Raw genomic sequence first — 15,641 nt, 5'->3', positions numbered from 1 at the left:
TTTTGTTGTTCTTTTGTTGTTTGTTGTTCACATTTTCGAAAAAGGGGCAGAGAAACCCCTGATACGTAAGGATTTCAATCACAATTTTTGTTGTTATAAAACGTGATCATATCATCATCTTTTTTTATATCTTTTATATCTTAATTAGATAGGTCATTTTCGACCACTCTCTCGGTCAAAAGTGACCACTCTGTTTAACTAAAGAATTTTGCGATTTGTATATCCATCTATCTTTTTATATCTCTTTATATCTTAATTAGATATGACAGATTTGGCACTTCTCTTGGACAAATGTGGCACATCTCTCTGTTCAGAGATGCCATTTTTGGCACTTCTCTGTTTCGTTTAATCTTCCAGCCAATTGTAGAATGGCACTTTCTTTCTGATCGGCTGATTTTCTAATTCTTGCTTCTTCTCGTGGATCCGCGCAGGGCTATTTGCTTTTAACTGTTCTTTTGCTTCGCTCTTGGCGCGACGCAACTCAAGCTCGTCTATTTTATTGGCTAAAGCTGTGGCCAGGTAATCACGTAGGGAATCGACTTTGCCTTGATTGTACTTGTCCATGACTTTGCGAACGATGGCCTTAAAGCTACGCTCTGATAAATCGTCTTTTGTTGATTCTCTGAAATTACTAATCAATAAATTTATCTGTTGTTCGTTATGTACGGATGAATCTCCGCCAAGAGTTCGCTTATCATCATCTATAGAATCTTTATTATGTTTATTAAAATTATTCTCTGTAGAGTTATTCTTAGTAAAGTCATTCTTAATAGGCTCCGATTTTCGGAATTCTAGAGTTCTGCTTTTCGGAATTCTAGAATTCTGAAAATCGGAGTTCTCAACTGCCCCAAGGGCTCCGACGTTTTCTTCGGGAGCGATTTCGTCATTCTCGATGTCTTCGTGATCGTTGTTCGCTTTATAAATATCTTCTTCGGAGTAATCCAACTGAAGTATGTAAAGACGGTCCGCTTTCCCTTGTCCGACACGCACAACTTCCATGAGCTCATGGTTAATAAGCTCTTTTTTAAGGTTAATAGCCTTGGTGTTTTGGCAGTTCAAACGATCTTTGATGGTTTCGACGGATAGCTTTATGTAATAACGTCCGTATTCATCTTTCCAGTTTTTCCTCATGGAGAGTTTGATGAGATCTAAGCAAAGCATGTAAAGTAATTTTGAGTCGCTGCTCATTGATTTGTAGGTATCACCGTACATTAAGAGCTTGGGGAATTGAAAGTAGATTAAGTTTGCGTGGTCCTCATTCGTGAAGTATCGTTTTGTTGGATATGGTACTTGAATAATTTTTGCCATTTTTTATTTTTCTCCCTTCTCACTGGAAAGGGACGGTGTACCATGTTATTATATTAATTAAATTAATATAGCCATAGGGCACACGTAGCCCTTCCCTAGAAAACTCCCGCAGGTCGCCAAACTCGAGGGAGTTTTTTATTTGTCTATTATTCTACCAAGTTTGACATATTACCACAAACAAAAGTGAAAAAATAAAAGGGAACTGTAAAAGCGCCCTTTTATGTTATAATTAATTCAACTTAAAAAGTTCCCATGAAAGCTTCAGTGTTCCCAGCACTGTGGCTTTCTTTATTTTTGAGCGAGTTCACCCAATCTTTTACTTCCCCATAGCTCACAGCATCTCTATTGTGGAATTCAACAAACATTTTCGTATTTTGCTTCTGAGCCATTGCATTCCATTTGTCAGCTCCTAGATCCACAAGAGAAAAGGTCGGTAAATCCCTTTGAACATCTTTACAGTATTGTCTGCCCAGGTACGTCATATTTTTTATTGGTCTATTCATTGTCGTATTCCTCCCCCAGATTTAATCCTGATTCAATTTGAGACTTCAAATACCGGTACCCGCGAATGAACCCTTCCACAAAGTGATCAGTGGTCTCAGCTGCCAACAAGTCATGAAACTGTTCATCGTAATCACTTAACATCTGTTTTTTATTCTCAGACAGATTCGCTTGTAAGGATTTAAACTCCGTTTCACACTTCATTGCCATATTTTTAGCGTGTTTTGACATGTGGACCACACCTACATTACTTTGATGTAATTCAGCAAGTGCAACTCCCCTTAAAATTTCAATCATGCCTTTCTCATAGCAATCCACACCGAATGCGATATCTTGACCAGAGACGTAATGTTTATTTGCAATTGGAGCGATTTTAGTTGTAGAGATCATTGTATTCAAAGTATTTCCCCCTAATATAAGTCTTTTATTGAGCAACCAAGGACTTTTGCAATACGAGCAGCCAACTTTAAACTTAAATCACGTTCTCCCTTTTCAATTTTCTTTAGGTGCCCCAATGAGATTTGAGCTCTGATCGCTAATTCTGAGGGTGTAAGTTCGTTTTCTTTTCTCATTTCCTTCAAGGCCATGTTTTCACCTCACAAATGTTTGTATTCCCTTTTTTGTAAAACTTTAACTTTCTATAGATATTCTATAAGTTTATGAAAATATTGTCAATAAAAATAATAAAATAGTTGTAATATTTCTTCGCTTTATTGTAGTATTAATTTAGATAATAATAGAAAAGAGGGAAAAACATGGGATTTTCATATGATCCACTGTGGAAACTGATGATTGATAAAAAAATCACTAAAAAGCAGTTACAAGAGAAATTAAAGACTTCTCCATCTACAATTGCTAAGATGGGCAAAGGGGAAAATGTTTCTCTGGATGTTATCGATCGGATATGTAACACTTTAGAATGTACGGTCGAAGATGTAATCAAACATGTCCCTGATCAAGAGCTATAAATCTGCATATCGTTGTATTTTACATAATTAAAAGTATCGGAACTTAACTATAGGACCCTTATAAAATAAGGGTTTTTATTATGCCTGGAACTAGAGGATTATTGAATATATATACGAACGTTGATTTAACGGTATTTTTAAAGGGCGCTCCAGTAACGGAAAGCCCTCTTTTTTGTATAAAACCTGTATATTATTTATCGGCATCCAAGCTATTAAGCAGGATTTTCGTGTTTTCTGTATAATTTAATCCAAGAACAACGTTACGACTGGGAGGTAACGCTTATGTACAAAGCAGCAGCATACTCACCTAAAGAGATCGCTGGCATGTTAAACATTGGAGACAGTACACTTCGCAAGTGGTGTATCGCATTAGAAGAACACCAATATTTCTTTACCAGAACGGATAATAAGCGAAGAATGTTCTTCGACAAAGACATCATCGTTCTGAAGCATCTTAGAGAGTTGATTCAGGTGCAAAATTTATCACTGGAGAACGCGTCAAAGGTTGTAACCACAAAGTATAAGCAAGATGAAGAACAGCTGTCCGCACACCGTGACAGCGATAACGATGAACGTTCATTAGAAAGTGATACTCAGAAGATACTTAATCGATTAGAACAGCTAGAGGAATTCAATAAAACCTTATTAGATACGATTGATAAGCAACAAAAGTACATAGAAGAACGGCTTGATAAGCAAGAAGAACGAATGGAAAAGCGTGATTCCATGCTGATGGAGTCATTGAGGGAAGCCCAGGAGACAAAAAGACTGATGATCGAGGCGAAAGAAGAAGCTGAGAAGAAGAAGCCGCGTAAGGGGATAATGAGTTGGTTCCAAAGGGAATAGTTGGTCCACTATGTGTACGAGGAGTGCTGGTTTATCTTTGTCATGAGTGCTCCCGGGTATCAGCATTAACTGATGGTAAGGCTGCAGCATGCCCCTCATGTTTAAGTAAGGACCTTACACAGATTGCTGATGGAGCTCTTACATACAATCAGGTTGAAGAGAAAAAGGAAACGATACCGGAGTCACCAGAACAACCATCAGAGACCGTGATCATGACAGCTGAAGATGTAGCTCAATGCCTGGGGATCTCCAGGAGAGTAGCATATGAAGTGATGGAACGAAGAGATTTCCCTTTGCTTAGGATAGGGCGCTTGAAGAAAGTAAATAAGTACGATTTTGAAGAGTGGCTCAAATCCCAAAGAAACATACTCAAAGAAACATAGTGAGGGGTGTTTCTTTGGACGTGTTTCTGCCAGAAACATAGTTTCTTTGACACCGACCCTTGATATATAAGGGTTTTTGTTTTGGATTAAATCCAGATTTATATCACTTTTTAAAGGCTGTTCCAAAAAAAATTAACCGATTTTTCTACAACAAGTCACTTGAAAGGAGTCACCCCCAGAGAGTACACTATTGAAAGAGTCATACGGACAGGGTAGGGCGATTACATCCTCCAAGAGATTGGAGGTGATATCGTGGATCTTCCAACGGCAACATTCGTTGTGCTTTTTATTGGGTTAGTGATTCAGCTAATTGTGGCAATAAAAAAGTAACCTACCCTGTTTTGGACGACGAGGTAGGTTACTTCCGTAACTAAATATACTCTTGTGAACAGCCGATCGCTTTACTCTGCGACGTATGGCCAGGGACCGTTAGTGGTGAGACACTTTCGGTCTTTTTTTATTTTATGCTTCTCTTCACAAAACTATTTACGCAATATGCGTACTTTCTTTCGTTAGGAAAAACGTTGCAATATGCGTCATGTTTTCGTTACTCAGAGTATAGCAACTCGTTAGAAAGTTTGCAATATGCAAAGGTTGATAGAAGATACATTATCACCAGGTTAAGGACGCATAATGCGTCACTTCACATCCTCCAGAAATCATCACTCTTCACATTAGGATCAATCTCCCGCAGCGCCTGGAGGATTTTCTTCATGGTCCGTTGATTTGGAGAACGATCCCCGTTCCCTGTCAGATCTCCAATAGTATTCTTATTCAGTCCCGTCTTCTTCATCAGCCATGATTGACTGATCCCTCTTCTATCCAGCCATTTCCCTAATTTCGTACGCTTCTTCCCCAATCCGAACACGATCATCCAACTCCCTTTTTAGAAACAGTCATGTCCATTTGTCCTAATAAAAATACCTTTTTTTCCTGAAAAATAAGGAAACTTGGACAACCCGTGCTACATAAACTCTATCAAGGTCGCTAATTTGGTAGCTGATAAAAACGAATTAAAGTCACGACAAAAGTATCTACCAAAGTATTCTTATCAAGGTAAATAAGATGAAAAGGTTGATATATCAACAAAAAAAGAAGTGTTTAAAGTGGAACGAAGTGAAACGAAGGGGAGGGTGAGAGTCCGAGAGAGGGAACCAAAATTAAAAAAGAGGAGAGAACACCATGAAAACACAGAGAACAACGATTAAAGAATTTCTCAATCCAGGCAATAAAAAGGCTGAACGACCTTTCTATAAAACAAGGACCTACTCTTTTGCATTTAATCCCCTGATGCTATTTGATCCCACATTCTTTCTTATAGGGGCCGGTGTTGTCCTGGTAGCCATCCTAGAAAAACAGTTAGCCGGGAATGGATTTGTTTTCATCGCTGCAGCCTTGGATTCCATTCTTAAAATCGCGTTCCCTATCGTCGCTGTCGGTTCAATGATCTATCTGTTTTCCCACTCATCATTCTTACTGTGAGGTGTTCACCATGATAAACGAGTTCATTCGTAAGCAACAGGCTAAAATGTTCCTGGCGAAGGTGTTCAAAGATGGAGATATCGGCATCAGCTACTCTTACGGCAAAAATAAAGGGATGATCTATCCTAAAATCAAATCAGTACGATTCAACCAAGACAATCAAAGCGTTAAATATGCTTTCTCCTTGCCGACTGGTCTGGATCCAAAGGAGATTAAGAAAAAGGAGTATTGTTTTAAGCAGGTGTTCGGCAACAATATCGAGATAAAAGGCGATATAAAGCACTTTACACTAACCGTTTATGTATCCGTTCTTCCGTCTGTTCTTGAATATAACTATGATCAATTTGACCTGAAAGGCTTAAAATTACCGATTGTGGCCGGCATGGATTTAAACGGTAAGATCATCGCTTATGACATGGTAAAGTATCCGCACCTACTCATCGCCGGGGAGACCGGTTCCGGGAAATCCACTCAATTACGCTCCATCATTCCCACTCTTATCCAATCCCTTCCTCCTGATCGCCTGCAGCTGTTCTTATGTGACCTGAAACGCTCTGAATTCCATATATTCAGGTACGTTGAACATGTTCAAGGATTGTTCGTCTCTCCAGAAGAAATAATGCCGATGCTTTTATATCTCGAGAAAGTGATGAAGGACCGGGGAGATCTGCTGGATCACCACGAAGTCGCACACATTGACGACCTACCTGATCAGCCACCGTATATCGTCCTTTGCATTGATGAAGTGGCGTTGCTGAAGAAGGAAAAGAAACTCATGTCCATTGTGGAAGACATAAGCGCCATTGGGAGGGCTTTAGGAGTGTTCCTAATACTATCTATGCAAAGACCTGACAGAGACGTCTTAGACGGCAAACTGAAGAACAATTTGACCGTTCGGATGGGTTTCCGCTGTGCCGATTTAATTAATAGTCGAATCATCGGCACTCCAGGAAGTGAAAAGTTGAAGGTTGATGGGAGAATGCTCCTGAAAACCCCTAAGCATGATTTAGTCGAGACACAGGCTCCATACGTGGACATAGACGGTGCTAAAAGCATTTTAGAAGGGTATAGGTGCCCTAAAGGTAAAAAACCTAAATACGGGCATTCTGAGAAGAATGAGGACATCATAGACATGGACACTAATATATTTGAGGTGTTGGACTGATGAGAAAGAGAGATTTGGCAATATTAAAGGATCTGGAACGTTTTCGCTGCATGACCCGTGATGATATTATCAATCTTCATTTTGCCGGACTAAAGAATCCGGTCACTTGCGCAAATACCGTGTTAAAGCGATTGAGAAGAGACTGCCACATAGAAGTGAATACTGATTTTCAGCCGTATATCTATTTTCTATCGCCCTCTCCGATCAAGAAAGACTCGGCTAAGATTCCACACTTCTTAAAAATCGTAGAGTTCTATGGTGATCTCCTGAAGCACCAGGCACCTCACACATTCATAGTTGAGCCAAAGTACGGAAAAGGCTACATGGAACCGGATATCTTCATGATCTGGAAGCGCGCACCGTTCTTCGTGGAGATTCAGCGTTCTGTTTACTCTCACAAAATCATGAGTGAAAAGTTGGACCGATATGAAGCTTACCGCTTATCGAAAGAATGGGAGAACGAACCGTGGCAACCCACAGAAAATAAAGTGTTTCCAAAAGTCATTTTGATTACTGATACTCGTTATAACATTGATAGCCCCTTTGTGAAATTCATCCAGGTGCAAAACATCAATCAATTGGTTGCTATGAGCATAGAAAAACCGAAGCCCGTTAAGAGCTCCGGTATTCAAATAAAGATATCTTAAAATCACGTAGTGCCCATTTACACACCCTGTCTCTTTCCGGTGTTGAAATGGGTTTTTTCGCGTCCTTTGGATAGCCTTTCAGGAAGAAAAACCATATTTCTTTTTCCATTCTTCACAATATTGTTCATGGAGATCGTCAAGATCAGGCTCTGGTTCTCTTTCAATCACGAAATATTCATCCAGCCTCCAGTAATAACGATCCATTACATAATCGCCGTATTCACTCATAACATTGGAATGAAGTACAGCACCATCTTCTCTAATTATTTCGGCGGTTATGATGTCTCCAGATACTTTGTGACGAACACACTCCCCTGGCTTTGCCTTACGTTCCACATACATATCAGCACCCCCTTTATTAAACATAAATATCGACCACTTCAAGGGGGCGTTTAAAATTTTTTCGCAAGGACGGATAATGAGAGCAATAATAACTTGGATAATGAACTGTATAATAATTATCCTTTGATTATCCGGGTTTTTCTCCACATATAGGTGGTTACAACACCATACATATCAACGATTGCAGGTGTTTTTTTACGAAATCAGTTGCAGCTAAAAAAAAGCGTTAATAATTTGTACATTGAAACACTTTATTTCAATGGGTTTTGAAGGCATAAAAAAAGCCGCCATAAAGGCGACTTCTACCGATCCACAAATATCTCTACTAAGATGATTATATTATACATTAACTCTTGTACAATTTGTAAAGTTTTGTATGATCAACATCTTCAAGGAAGTCATATAGCTGTGAAGAATCGGATACGTCTTTCACGTATTGAACCTGCCCGTTTTTATTTTTGAATAATACGTACATGTGGCAGTCTGGAGAAACGGATCCACTGTGCTTTAACGACAATTTACTGTGTGTGAGCAGAAACTGCTGAATATAATTCCCTAAAGTCTGCTCTTCGTTTGGCAAGTTAAACCAATTCGTATAATTAGTGTTATCCTCCTGGTCAGGAGATATGATTATACAGTTTAACCCTTGATCCATAGGCGATTCCGCAATTTGAACAGTAACGCTCTCTGGATCTATATAAGCCATCCCTGTTCTTCCGTTTTTTAAAAATCCGAACATTACGCAACTGAAGTAGATGGTTCCGATAAAGTTCATGGACAGTGTATCTTTGTTGAAATGCCACCATGGCTGCTTTTTATTCCACAATTCTTTTGCGACATCTTGGAGAACTTCAGCGCATTCTTCGAGGGTGTTATCCGAGCTTATCCTTTTCACCAATTCAGCCTTTACTATATCCCCGACGTGAACATTTCCCGCTGTTGAAAATAAGACCTGCCTGGTAATCGGAAAAACTTTCTCGTGATTTAATCCAGTTTCCTTGATGTCCTTACTGGACTTTTCAAAATTGTCCCTATCATAAGTTCCTGTTGTTATCTTCGTGTCTCCAGAAAGGATAATGAACTCATCTCTTACCGACACTCCCATTACCAAACTCATATGGCGTTGAACACCCCTTCAAAAACAGGATTGCTAAGTTTGTTTTTAATTGTCTGGACTATTTGATCCTTCTTTTCTCTGAGTGCTGTTGGTTTACTAAAAACACCGTTTGTATCGTACCACTGTACATCCAATCCGGTAGGATAAGAAATTTCTTTACCCATGATTGTCTTACTCGAAGTCTCTAATGAAAAGTGTGGGAGTGCTGGCATTGACGGCGTTGGGATTTTAAGGACCATGTTCGCAAAGAAGCCGACAACATCATCTTTAAATTTTTCAAATTTACCTTTGATTTGAGCGAGTTTTATTGCTACCCCAGCTCTCATATCATCAAGTATATTTTCAAAGTTCACTTTCGCAGTGGCCATTTTCACTGACATGCTTACTCCGATATCAGTGAGCTCTCGATCAACGTTTTTACCGATGATGCCCCAAATTGTGCTAGAAGCTTTCATGAGCTGCTCCCACTTAGTCATGATCTGCCCGGTTTCCCAATCAACTTCTGCTACATGTTCTCCCGCTTGTTTCTTTGCTTCAGAAACCACTTTATTGTGCATTTCCTCAGCACGGGCGACCACTTCATCCTTTTGCTTAGTTGCTCCTCTGATCATTCTGTCTGCTTGTTCGTCGGTAATTTCTCCTGTTTCGTCCCGCATTCTTATTACTTGCGCGATAAATTTGTTGTACTGATCTTCAGCCTCCTTCACAACTTCATTTTTTTGCTTAACAGAATTTTTCACAACTTCCGCTGCTTGCTGAGCGCTTATTTCAGTGGCTTCAACCTTCAAACGTTCTAGTATTGCTTTTTGTTCTGCTTCACTCTCTGACATAACTCGCACAGCGTTTTCTTTCCAGTCACCTAATATGCCGGACATCTCTTGATACTCTTTTTCCGTAATTCCTCGTTTTTCAGCTAATGCTGTGGAAACAATTTCATTGATTCGAGCATAGCCATCTTTTTGTGATTGGATTTCTTTTTCTTGGCTCTCCTTTTGTTTTTCTAAAATTGCAGCTTCTTCCTCAGAGGTTAAAGCGCTAGATTGGGCAAAAAACTCGGTTGTGGCTAATAACTGTTCTTCATGATCTTTTTTCATCTCAGCTAGGATGCTATTACCCATCTCGTCAAAAGTAGCGACCAGATCATCAGCCATTTCTTTTGTAACCACTTTTTGCCCCCATGACATGGATTGTAAGGAGACATTTACTTTCTCATCAAGCTCCATATACGACCCGACTGCCTTTTTAGTGGACTCAGAGACCGTATCTCCAAACAATTCGACTTCAAAGGTTGGTTTTTTCATTTCCTTGGCCAATAATACAGCACCGACTCCTAAACCTGCCAAAGCCGCTACTGTGATTCCAATCGGTCCAGTCATGGCTGTGATCACTGTAGCCAATCCTCCGATCGCTGGTGTTGCCGCTGCAGCTCCTGTCGTAGTGACCGCGATTGCACCGGACACCGTGCCGAAAGCTGTTGCTAATCCACCCAATCCAGTGGCGATTGATCCTGTAACCATTAATAACGGTCCGATTGCCGCTGCCAATCCCGCTACCGCTAAAACTGTTTTCTGAGTGGCCGGTGATAACTCTCCGAACTTCCGAGTCCACTCTGTCACCTTGGCGATTCCATCGTTCATGATTGGGAGTAGAACATCACCAAGTTCAATCGCTAAGCCCTCAAGAGCCGATAACATCTCTTTGAAAGATCCCTTGGTGTTGTCGTTCATCGTGTCAGCCATCTTCTTGGCAGCTCCGTCTGCTTTTTCAAGCATTTGAGTATTCTCAGCCAATGCTCCGGAGCCTTTCTCTAAGAGAACCGCCCAGGCCTTGTATGCTTCTTGTCCAAAAATTGTTGAAAGAGCCGCTGCCTTTTGCTCGTTGGTGAGTCCTTTAGTTCCCTTCTCAACCTCTCTGATCACATCAGGCATTGATTTCATGTTTCCTTGGGCATCGAAGAATTCAAGGCTTAACTGTTTCATAACTCCGGCCGCTTCCTTGGATGGACTGGTCAATCTTGTGAGAGACGTGGAGAACGCCGCTCCTGCTTTCTCACCTTGGAGACCGGCATCACTTAGGGCCATAACAGCTGAAGTGGCTTCTTCTAAGCTCCAACCGAGAGCATTAGATACTGGAGCCAGGTACTGCATGGCCGTTCCTAACTGTTCAACGTTTGTATTGGCGCTTGCTGAAGCTTTTGCCAGTACGTCGGAAACATGTCCGGCCTTGCCTGCGTCAATGGAAAAACCGCTCATAATGTTTGAAGCGATATCCGCCGCTCGTCCGAGATCTAAAGCTCCTGCAGCCGCTAAATCTAATAGCCCTGGCATGGCTGACATAATTTCTTTGGTATCGAAACCGGCCATCCCCAGGAATTGCATCCCTTCAGCCGCTTCACTTGCTGAGAACTTGGTGGTTGCCCCGAGCTCTTTTGCTTGTTTCTCTAATTCTTGGAAGTCCGTCCCAGTTGCCCCGCTGATTGCCGATACCTTATCCATCGACTCTTCAAAGTCTGCTGCCGTTTTAACGGTTGCCGCTCCGAGTCCGACAAGTGGAAGAGTCATTGATGCGGTCATTGTTTGTCCTGCCGATTTCATTGAACTTCCTATCGATTTCATCACACCACCGGCTGAACTGGCTGCCCTGCTTAACTGCGAAAACTTATTTGAGGATTGATCTAATTCTCTTTGCTGTTCGTTTAATGCCTGGTTAACATCATTTAGCTCCGTTTCTGTCCGTGTGAACTGAGCGATTAACTTATTGAGTGCTGCCGCTTGCTTCTCAGCTTTTACGGAACCTTCTCCATGCTCCTGAGCCAACTGTCTGTGCTTTTCAGAGGCTTCTCTTACCTTGGCCTCTTGCTGGGAGAGAATATTAGTAAGGACCCTCTGTTTTTCAGACAGTCCTTGAAGTGAGCTGCCCCAGTCCTTCCCTTTACCTTTGATTATGGCCATCTCTCCACCGAGAGTCTTTAGATTACGATTAACTCGAGACATCGATTGGTTCAAATCACTGTCTTCGAGAGATAACCTAATCGCTAATGAGCCGATATCAGCCATCTATCTCACCATCCTGATATTAAATTTTTAGGTTTTTATATATTTCAGGGAATTTCTTCTTCACTTTCTTCATGTAGTCCTTACATTCCCTGTAAGCCATTTCTGTGGCCCCTTTCTTGATCCATGCCGCTTTACCCTTTCTTAAGGCAAACTTTAGTGTTAGAAGATATTCATAGCTTTTCATTGCTTCTAACATGACCTCTTCTGGTCCAAAATCATATTTGAGGATTTCAAGAGCCAAGTTAAACTTTTCTTCGCGATCCTTGTTATACAAAAATCGAGTAAACAGGAGTGAGAAATCCAATAATTTTTCACCTTTTAAGACCTCCAATCCTTTCACCTCCTTTCGTTGTTATAAAAAAGGCCGTCAACATCGCTGACGGCTAAAACGTACTTTATAGGGAGTAAAACATTGAAAAAAATGAATCGTTCACAATTAGAAAACAAGAAATTTTGCAATAAAACTTAAACTTGAGTCAGGTTTTCAAACACTTTTACTGCTTCCGGTAAAGCGAGGTTACCGTCCACACGCTGGAACATTCTTAGGCCTACACGACCAACATCAGCGTACTTTTCATTCAAACGTTGCATTACGCGACCTTGACGATCTGCGATTTTGTAATAGGAGAAGTCTCCGAAAGCAACGGCTTTGGCTCCTGATCCCATTACTGGCATTGCTGAGGATGTGAAAACGGGGCGTCCTAACAATTTAGCTGGCTCGTTTCCGAAACCTGGCTCCCAGATATATTGTCCATCAGCTGTTTTCAACTGTCGCACAACTTTTACAGTTTGATCATTCATCAGCCATGATGCTGAAGAACGATAAGGACGTTTCAAACTGTAGTAAAGGTCATAAAGTTCATCTGAAGTGATCGTGTCCACTTCACTACCGGTCAATCCAACTTCGGCTCTTCCAAGAACTCCTGTTGGACGATCTGTTCCGTCGCCTTGGATGAAGGCTTCTTCCTCTAAATCAGAGAAAGATTTCACGAAAGCATCTGCAACAACCGTATCCAGATCAATAACGCTGTCGTGCATAAGCTCTTCAGACATTTGAATGATACGACCAATTTTGTATCCACCCAATAGGATCTGGTCAAAAGCTACATCACTTTCAGGATAAGCTTGACCTTCATCTAACCAAGCCGCTTGGCCATAGTCTGTAACGATTGGAATTTTCCTGTCCCCGGCTTTCATTGGAAGAACCGTAGCAAGCTGACGCATTACGTTAGCTTCTTTTAGCTTTTGGACTAAAGTGTTTTCCCAATATGCAGGTACCAGGTAACCCCCTGCCTGATTTGTCGCTGTAGATAGTGAGCGAACTTCAGGTTGATTCAATAGCTGATATTCTTTTGGATCTGTGGCAATTGAGCCACCTGATTTAATTTGATTCCAGAATGCCTGGCGATACTCTTTCGTGTCGTGCTTTTCGATAGATCGGGAAGAAGTATCACCAAGGTCGGTGTTAAAAGTGGAGATCGTTTTGCCTTCAATCGATCCATCATTGATACCTTTCGCAATTAATTGACGTCGCTGATGATTCAGCTGGTCAACCTCGTCGTTCAGTTCGTCAAGTTCAACCGTAAGTTTGTCATATTCGACATCCCGGGTTTCATCTTTAACTAATTTACGAATTTCTTTCTTGCGATCATCAATCTCGGATAACCGCGCTTCAATATCTTCGATACTCTTAGTCTTAGTAGCGAAATACTGAAGATTTAGCTTTAATTGTGGTTTGAACAATCTATTTCCCTCCTTTTCCTTTCTTCTCTTCGATCAATGCGAATAACTCCGCATACTCTAGATCCCGCTTGAGATTTTTAAGCGCATCTTCAGTTGATTCTGAAGGTGAAATCTGATGAATTGTTTCCAAAGCACCGATTAATGCTTCGATTTCTGGAGCTTTTAAGTTTCTCTCATAAGGAAACTTGATAGACATGTGTGTCTGTCTTTCCTTGTATTGCTTTACATAGTCGCTAATTGCGAAACGCAAAACACCTGATACAGAAACATTCGCTTCCGGGACTACTTTATTGATTTCTTCTGTAATGTCATTCACTTGTGCTGCCACTTCTTCCGAAACCCTTACTCCTAATTGACGATCAGCCATTTCCCGACCCCCTTTCTCCTCTTATGTTTTTATTGTAAACATTGTTAACAACGAAAACAAGCGACAACTTGAAAAGATTTCCGAATATTTACCCCCCCTTATATGAAAATGGCCTGAGTAGTATTTGAAAGTCCACAATCGGTGACTGGAAAAGGGGGGTGCCTTTTAAAAAATGGGGGGGATTCAATGGTTTCCTCCTCCGTTCTCTGCCTTCCACAGTTTTTGAACAAATAAAAAAGCATGAAACTCTAAGAGCTCCACGCTTTGCCGTCCACAGTTATACAGCTTCGTCGATAGTAACGAAACCAAATATCAATGCTAATTTATAAAATGTTCTTGCCTTCAGTCTGTAGTATTTCCTTTCACTCATACCCATTGCGTTGTATATCTCATAGTCATAGGCTTCTTCATGGTCCAGATAGCGTTTAAAGATTATCTCACGCTCGATCTCACTCAAACGATTCACAGCTCTTAACACCCAGTCTATATGTTTCGCACGAGCAATATCTCTATCCACACGATCAATGGCAGTCTGTTCAGTAGATGAATGGAATTGGTTAGTATTCGTAGGTGGAACGAGTGAATATGAGGAAGTTATCTTGGGTGTTAGCTCAATCGGAAAGGACAACAGAAAGAACCGGTACTTCTCCAGGGCTACTTCAACTTCGGATTTCCAAGGTTTACATTTCGCCATCAGTTTCCCCCCGATTTATACAGCTTGGCTTACATCCACAATTCCTAGAATCACGGCCAATTTATAAAATACTCGAGGTTTAAACTTTTGATTGTAGAATGTTTCTCCCATACCCAGCTCATTGTACACTTCATAGTCAAACAACTCTTCATCACCGAAATATTTACGAATAATCATTTCCCTTTCCAGTGGATCTAGGCGATTAACAGCCTTCTGAATCATTTCAATGTAGGCATATCGCTCCCTATCACGATCCACCTTGTTGATTGCAGCATCTTCAGTTGAAGAATGGAATTGATTCGTGTTGGTTGGAGGCACAAGGGAATAAGACGCAGTAATCTTAGGTGTCTGTTCGATTGGGAACGTCAGTACATACAAACGGTATTTTTCCAATGCTTCTTCTACCTGTCTCCTTAATTCTTTAGACTTTAATAATCTTACTGCTGCCATTAAAATCACCTCGAATAATTATATAACTCTATTATACAATCATTCGACAATTTTTTCCTTATTACGCTAATAATCGACAAGGGTTAACGAGAGGGTTAACGAGAAAAATGGTCATTAACCCCTCTGAACCATTGATATAACAGTATTTGTTAAGGTTGGGTTAATGAGGGTTAATGGTTTCCTAAACCCTTTCCACGAAAAATAAATAAATAAAAAAATAATATATATATAAGGCTCTTTTACAAAAAACGTTAACCCCCGTTAACCCGTTAACCTTTTTTGGATACAAACGTTGATATAACAACGTTTTGATGGGTTAACGAGAAATAATCCCCGTTAACCCCGTTAACCCTCACACCTGATTTTTTGTAATTAAATGGTTATTACTACCACTACTACTTAAGTTCTTTACATTCTTGTATGTGTCCATCTGTTGTCGGAGATCTTAAATCAGACCTGAATTAATTCTTATCTGGTGAAGGTTAAGACCTGTTCATTTGTTGTCGGTTACCACTACTACTAGATTCTTTTAATTCTTTACATTCTTGTTTGTGTTCTTTTGTTGTTCTTTT

General features: G+C 40.5%; 19 protein-coding genes. 6 read left to right on the top strand and 13 right to left on the bottom strand.

What is annotated here, in order from left to right; all coding sequences use genetic code 11:
- Positions 1-345: 345 nt before the first annotated feature.
- From CN378_RS12715 to CN378_RS12700, 4 genes are all read right to left on the bottom strand, one after another.
- A complete protein-coding gene (locus CN378_RS12715) occupies positions 346-1,308 on the bottom strand; it encodes a replication initiator protein A (RefSeq protein WP_098352468.1) in 963 nt (320 codons plus the stop codon).
- Between the two features lie 239 nt (positions 1,309-1,547).
- Positions 1,548-1,811: a hypothetical protein gene (locus tag CN378_RS12710; RefSeq protein ID WP_098352466.1), complete on the bottom strand. Its 264-nt coding sequence runs from the start codon at positions 1,809-1,811 to the stop codon at positions 1,548-1,550.
- Positions 1,804-2,208 (bottom strand): hypothetical protein, encoded by a 405-nt coding sequence (locus CN378_RS12705; RefSeq protein WP_098352465.1) that lies wholly within the window; start codon positions 2,206-2,208, stop codon positions 1,804-1,806. Before CN378_RS12705 ends, CN378_RS12710 begins: the two co-directional genes overlap by 8 nt.
- Positions 2,209-2,219: 11 nt before the next feature.
- Positions 2,220-2,396 carry a helix-turn-helix transcriptional regulator gene (locus tag CN378_RS12700; protein ID WP_098352463.1) on the bottom strand — a complete coding sequence of 59 codons (177 nt, stop codon included), beginning with the start codon at positions 2,394-2,396 and terminating at the stop codon, positions 2,220-2,222.
- A 168-nt stretch (positions 2,397-2,564) separates the two neighbouring features.
- Between CN378_RS12700 and CN378_RS12695 the strand changes: the two genes are divergently transcribed.
- The 3 genes from CN378_RS12695 (at position 2,565) to CN378_RS22960 (ending at position 4,006) form a co-directional block, all read left to right on the top strand.
- A complete protein-coding gene (locus CN378_RS12695; RefSeq protein ID WP_098352461.1) occupies positions 2,565-2,777 on the top strand; it encodes a helix-turn-helix domain-containing protein in 213 nt (70 codons plus the stop codon).
- A 282-nt stretch (positions 2,778-3,059) separates the two neighbouring features.
- On the top strand, positions 3,060-3,623 hold the full coding sequence (locus tag CN378_RS12690; protein ID WP_098352460.1) for a DUF3967 domain-containing protein: 564 nt from the start codon (positions 3,060-3,062) through the stop codon (positions 3,621-3,623).
- Positions 3,605-4,006, top strand: coding sequence for a helix-turn-helix domain-containing protein (locus tag CN378_RS22960; protein ID WP_257141130.1), 402 nt, complete (start codon positions 3,605-3,607; stop codon positions 4,004-4,006). Before CN378_RS12690 ends, CN378_RS22960 begins: the two co-directional genes overlap by 19 nt.
- A 643-nt stretch (positions 4,007-4,649) precedes the next feature.
- Here the strand turns inward: CN378_RS22960 and CN378_RS12680 are convergent.
- Positions 4,650-4,874 carry a helix-turn-helix domain-containing protein gene (locus CN378_RS12680; protein WP_098352470.1) on the bottom strand — a complete coding sequence of 75 codons (225 nt, stop codon included), beginning with the start codon at positions 4,872-4,874 and terminating at the stop codon, positions 4,650-4,652.
- A gap of 314 nt (positions 4,875-5,188) precedes the next feature.
- Between CN378_RS12680 and CN378_RS12675 the strand changes: the two genes are divergently transcribed.
- From CN378_RS12675 to CN378_RS12665, 3 genes are read left to right on the top strand one after another with little or no spacing between them, the layout of a single operon-like run.
- On the top strand, positions 5,189-5,488 hold the full coding sequence (locus CN378_RS12675) for a hypothetical protein (RefSeq protein ID WP_098352459.1): 300 nt from the start codon (positions 5,189-5,191) through the stop codon (positions 5,486-5,488).
- A gap of 10 nt (positions 5,489-5,498) precedes the next feature.
- The gene (locus CN378_RS12670; protein WP_098352458.1) at positions 5,499-6,653 is read left to right on the top strand and encodes an FtsK/SpoIIIE domain-containing protein; all 1,155 of its coding nucleotides are present in this window, start codon (positions 5,499-5,501) and stop codon (positions 6,651-6,653) included.
- The gene (locus CN378_RS12665; RefSeq protein ID WP_098352456.1) at positions 6,653-7,300 is read left to right on the top strand and encodes a replication-relaxation family protein; all 648 of its coding nucleotides are present in this window, start codon (positions 6,653-6,655) and stop codon (positions 7,298-7,300) included. The genes CN378_RS12670 and CN378_RS12665 overlap by 1 nt, the downstream gene beginning before the upstream one ends.
- Positions 7,301-7,378: 78 nt before the next feature.
- Here the strand turns inward: CN378_RS12665 and CN378_RS12660 are convergent, their stop codons facing one another.
- The 8 genes from CN378_RS12660 to CN378_RS12625 form a co-directional block, all read right to left on the bottom strand.
- Positions 7,379-7,642, bottom strand: a complete 264-nt coding sequence (locus CN378_RS12660; RefSeq protein ID WP_098352454.1) for a hypothetical protein — start codon at positions 7,640-7,642, stop codon at positions 7,379-7,381.
- Between the two features lie 346 nt (positions 7,643-7,988).
- Positions 7,989-8,759 (bottom strand): hypothetical protein, encoded by a 771-nt coding sequence (locus tag CN378_RS12655; protein WP_098352452.1) that lies wholly within the window; start codon positions 8,757-8,759, stop codon positions 7,989-7,991.
- Complete coding sequence (locus tag CN378_RS12650) at positions 8,756-11,815, bottom strand: phage tail tape measure protein (protein WP_098352451.1); 3,060 nt, start codon at positions 11,813-11,815, stop codon at positions 8,756-8,758. Before CN378_RS12650 ends, CN378_RS12655 begins: the two co-directional genes overlap by 4 nt.
- Positions 11,816-11,834: 19 nt before the next feature.
- Positions 11,835-12,146, bottom strand: a complete 312-nt coding sequence (locus tag CN378_RS12645; RefSeq protein ID WP_098352449.1) for a hypothetical protein — start codon at positions 12,144-12,146, stop codon at positions 11,835-11,837.
- A 134-nt stretch (positions 12,147-12,280) separates the two neighbouring features.
- Entirely contained in the window at positions 12,281-13,558 is a 1,278-nt protein-coding gene (locus tag CN378_RS12640) for a phage major capsid protein (protein ID WP_098352447.1), read from the bottom strand.
- Between the two features lies 1 nt (position 13,559).
- Positions 13,560-13,925, bottom strand: coding sequence for a hypothetical protein (locus CN378_RS12635; RefSeq protein WP_098352445.1), 366 nt, complete (start codon positions 13,923-13,925; stop codon positions 13,560-13,562).
- 277 nt (positions 13,926-14,202) lie between these two features.
- Positions 14,203-14,619, bottom strand: coding sequence for an ArpU family phage packaging/lysis transcriptional regulator (locus CN378_RS12630; protein ID WP_098352443.1), 417 nt, complete (start codon positions 14,617-14,619; stop codon positions 14,203-14,205).
- A 15-nt stretch (positions 14,620-14,634) separates the two neighbouring features.
- Positions 14,635-15,069, bottom strand: coding sequence for an ArpU family phage packaging/lysis transcriptional regulator (locus tag CN378_RS12625; protein ID WP_098352441.1), 435 nt, complete (start codon positions 15,067-15,069; stop codon positions 14,635-14,637).
- Positions 15,070-15,641 lie beyond the last annotated feature (572 nt).

Source organism: Bacillus sp. AFS015802, assembly GCF_002561455.1.
Taxonomy (GTDB): domain Bacteria; phylum Bacillota; class Bacilli; order Bacillales; family Bacillaceae_B; genus Rossellomorea.
The sequence above is the reverse complement of the archived record's forward strand: the minus strand, read 5'-3'. Positions and strand labels throughout refer to the sequence as shown.

What these genes read in the sequence shown, in the direction of transcription:
- CN378_RS12715 (WP_098352468.1), bottom strand. Translation starts at nt 1,308, where the DNA reads ATGGCAAAAATTATTCAAGTACCATATCCAACAAAACGATACTTCACG.
- CN378_RS12710 (WP_098352466.1), bottom strand. Translation starts at nt 1,811, where the DNA reads ATGAATAGACCAATAAAAAATATGACGTACCTGGGCAGACAATACTGT.
- CN378_RS12700 (WP_098352463.1), bottom strand. Translation starts at nt 2,396, where the DNA reads ATGGCCTTGAAGGAAATGAGAAAAGAAAACGAACTTACACCCTCAGAA.
- CN378_RS12695 (WP_098352461.1), top strand. Translation starts at nt 2,565, where the DNA reads ATGGGATTTTCATATGATCCACTGTGGAAACTGATGATTGATAAAAAA.
- CN378_RS12690 (WP_098352460.1), top strand. Translation starts at nt 3,060, where the DNA reads ATGTACAAAGCAGCAGCATACTCACCTAAAGAGATCGCTGGCATGTTA.
- CN378_RS12675 (WP_098352459.1), top strand. Translation starts at nt 5,189, where the DNA reads ATGAAAACACAGAGAACAACGATTAAAGAATTTCTCAATCCAGGCAAT.
- CN378_RS12670 (WP_098352458.1), top strand. Translation starts at nt 5,499, where the DNA reads ATGATAAACGAGTTCATTCGTAAGCAACAGGCTAAAATGTTCCTGGCG.
- CN378_RS12665 (WP_098352456.1), top strand. Translation starts at nt 6,653, where the DNA reads ATGAGAAAGAGAGATTTGGCAATATTAAAGGATCTGGAACGTTTTCGC.
- CN378_RS12660 (WP_098352454.1), bottom strand. Translation starts at nt 7,642, where the DNA reads ATGTATGTGGAACGTAAGGCAAAGCCAGGGGAGTGTGTTCGTCACAAA.
- CN378_RS12655 (WP_098352452.1), bottom strand. Translation starts at nt 8,759, where the DNA reads ATGAGTTTGGTAATGGGAGTGTCGGTAAGAGATGAGTTCATTATCCTT.
- CN378_RS12650 (WP_098352451.1), bottom strand. Translation starts at nt 11,815, where the DNA reads ATGGCTGATATCGGCTCATTAGCGATTAGGTTATCTCTCGAAGACAGT.
- CN378_RS12635 (WP_098352445.1), bottom strand. Translation starts at nt 13,925, where the DNA reads ATGGCTGATCGTCAATTAGGAGTAAGGGTTTCGGAAGAAGTGGCAGCA.
- CN378_RS12630 (WP_098352443.1), bottom strand. Translation starts at nt 14,619, where the DNA reads ATGGCGAAATGTAAACCTTGGAAATCCGAAGTTGAAGTAGCCCTGGAG.
- CN378_RS12625 (WP_098352441.1), bottom strand. Translation starts at nt 15,069, where the DNA reads ATGGCAGCAGTAAGATTATTAAAGTCTAAAGAATTAAGGAGACAGGTA.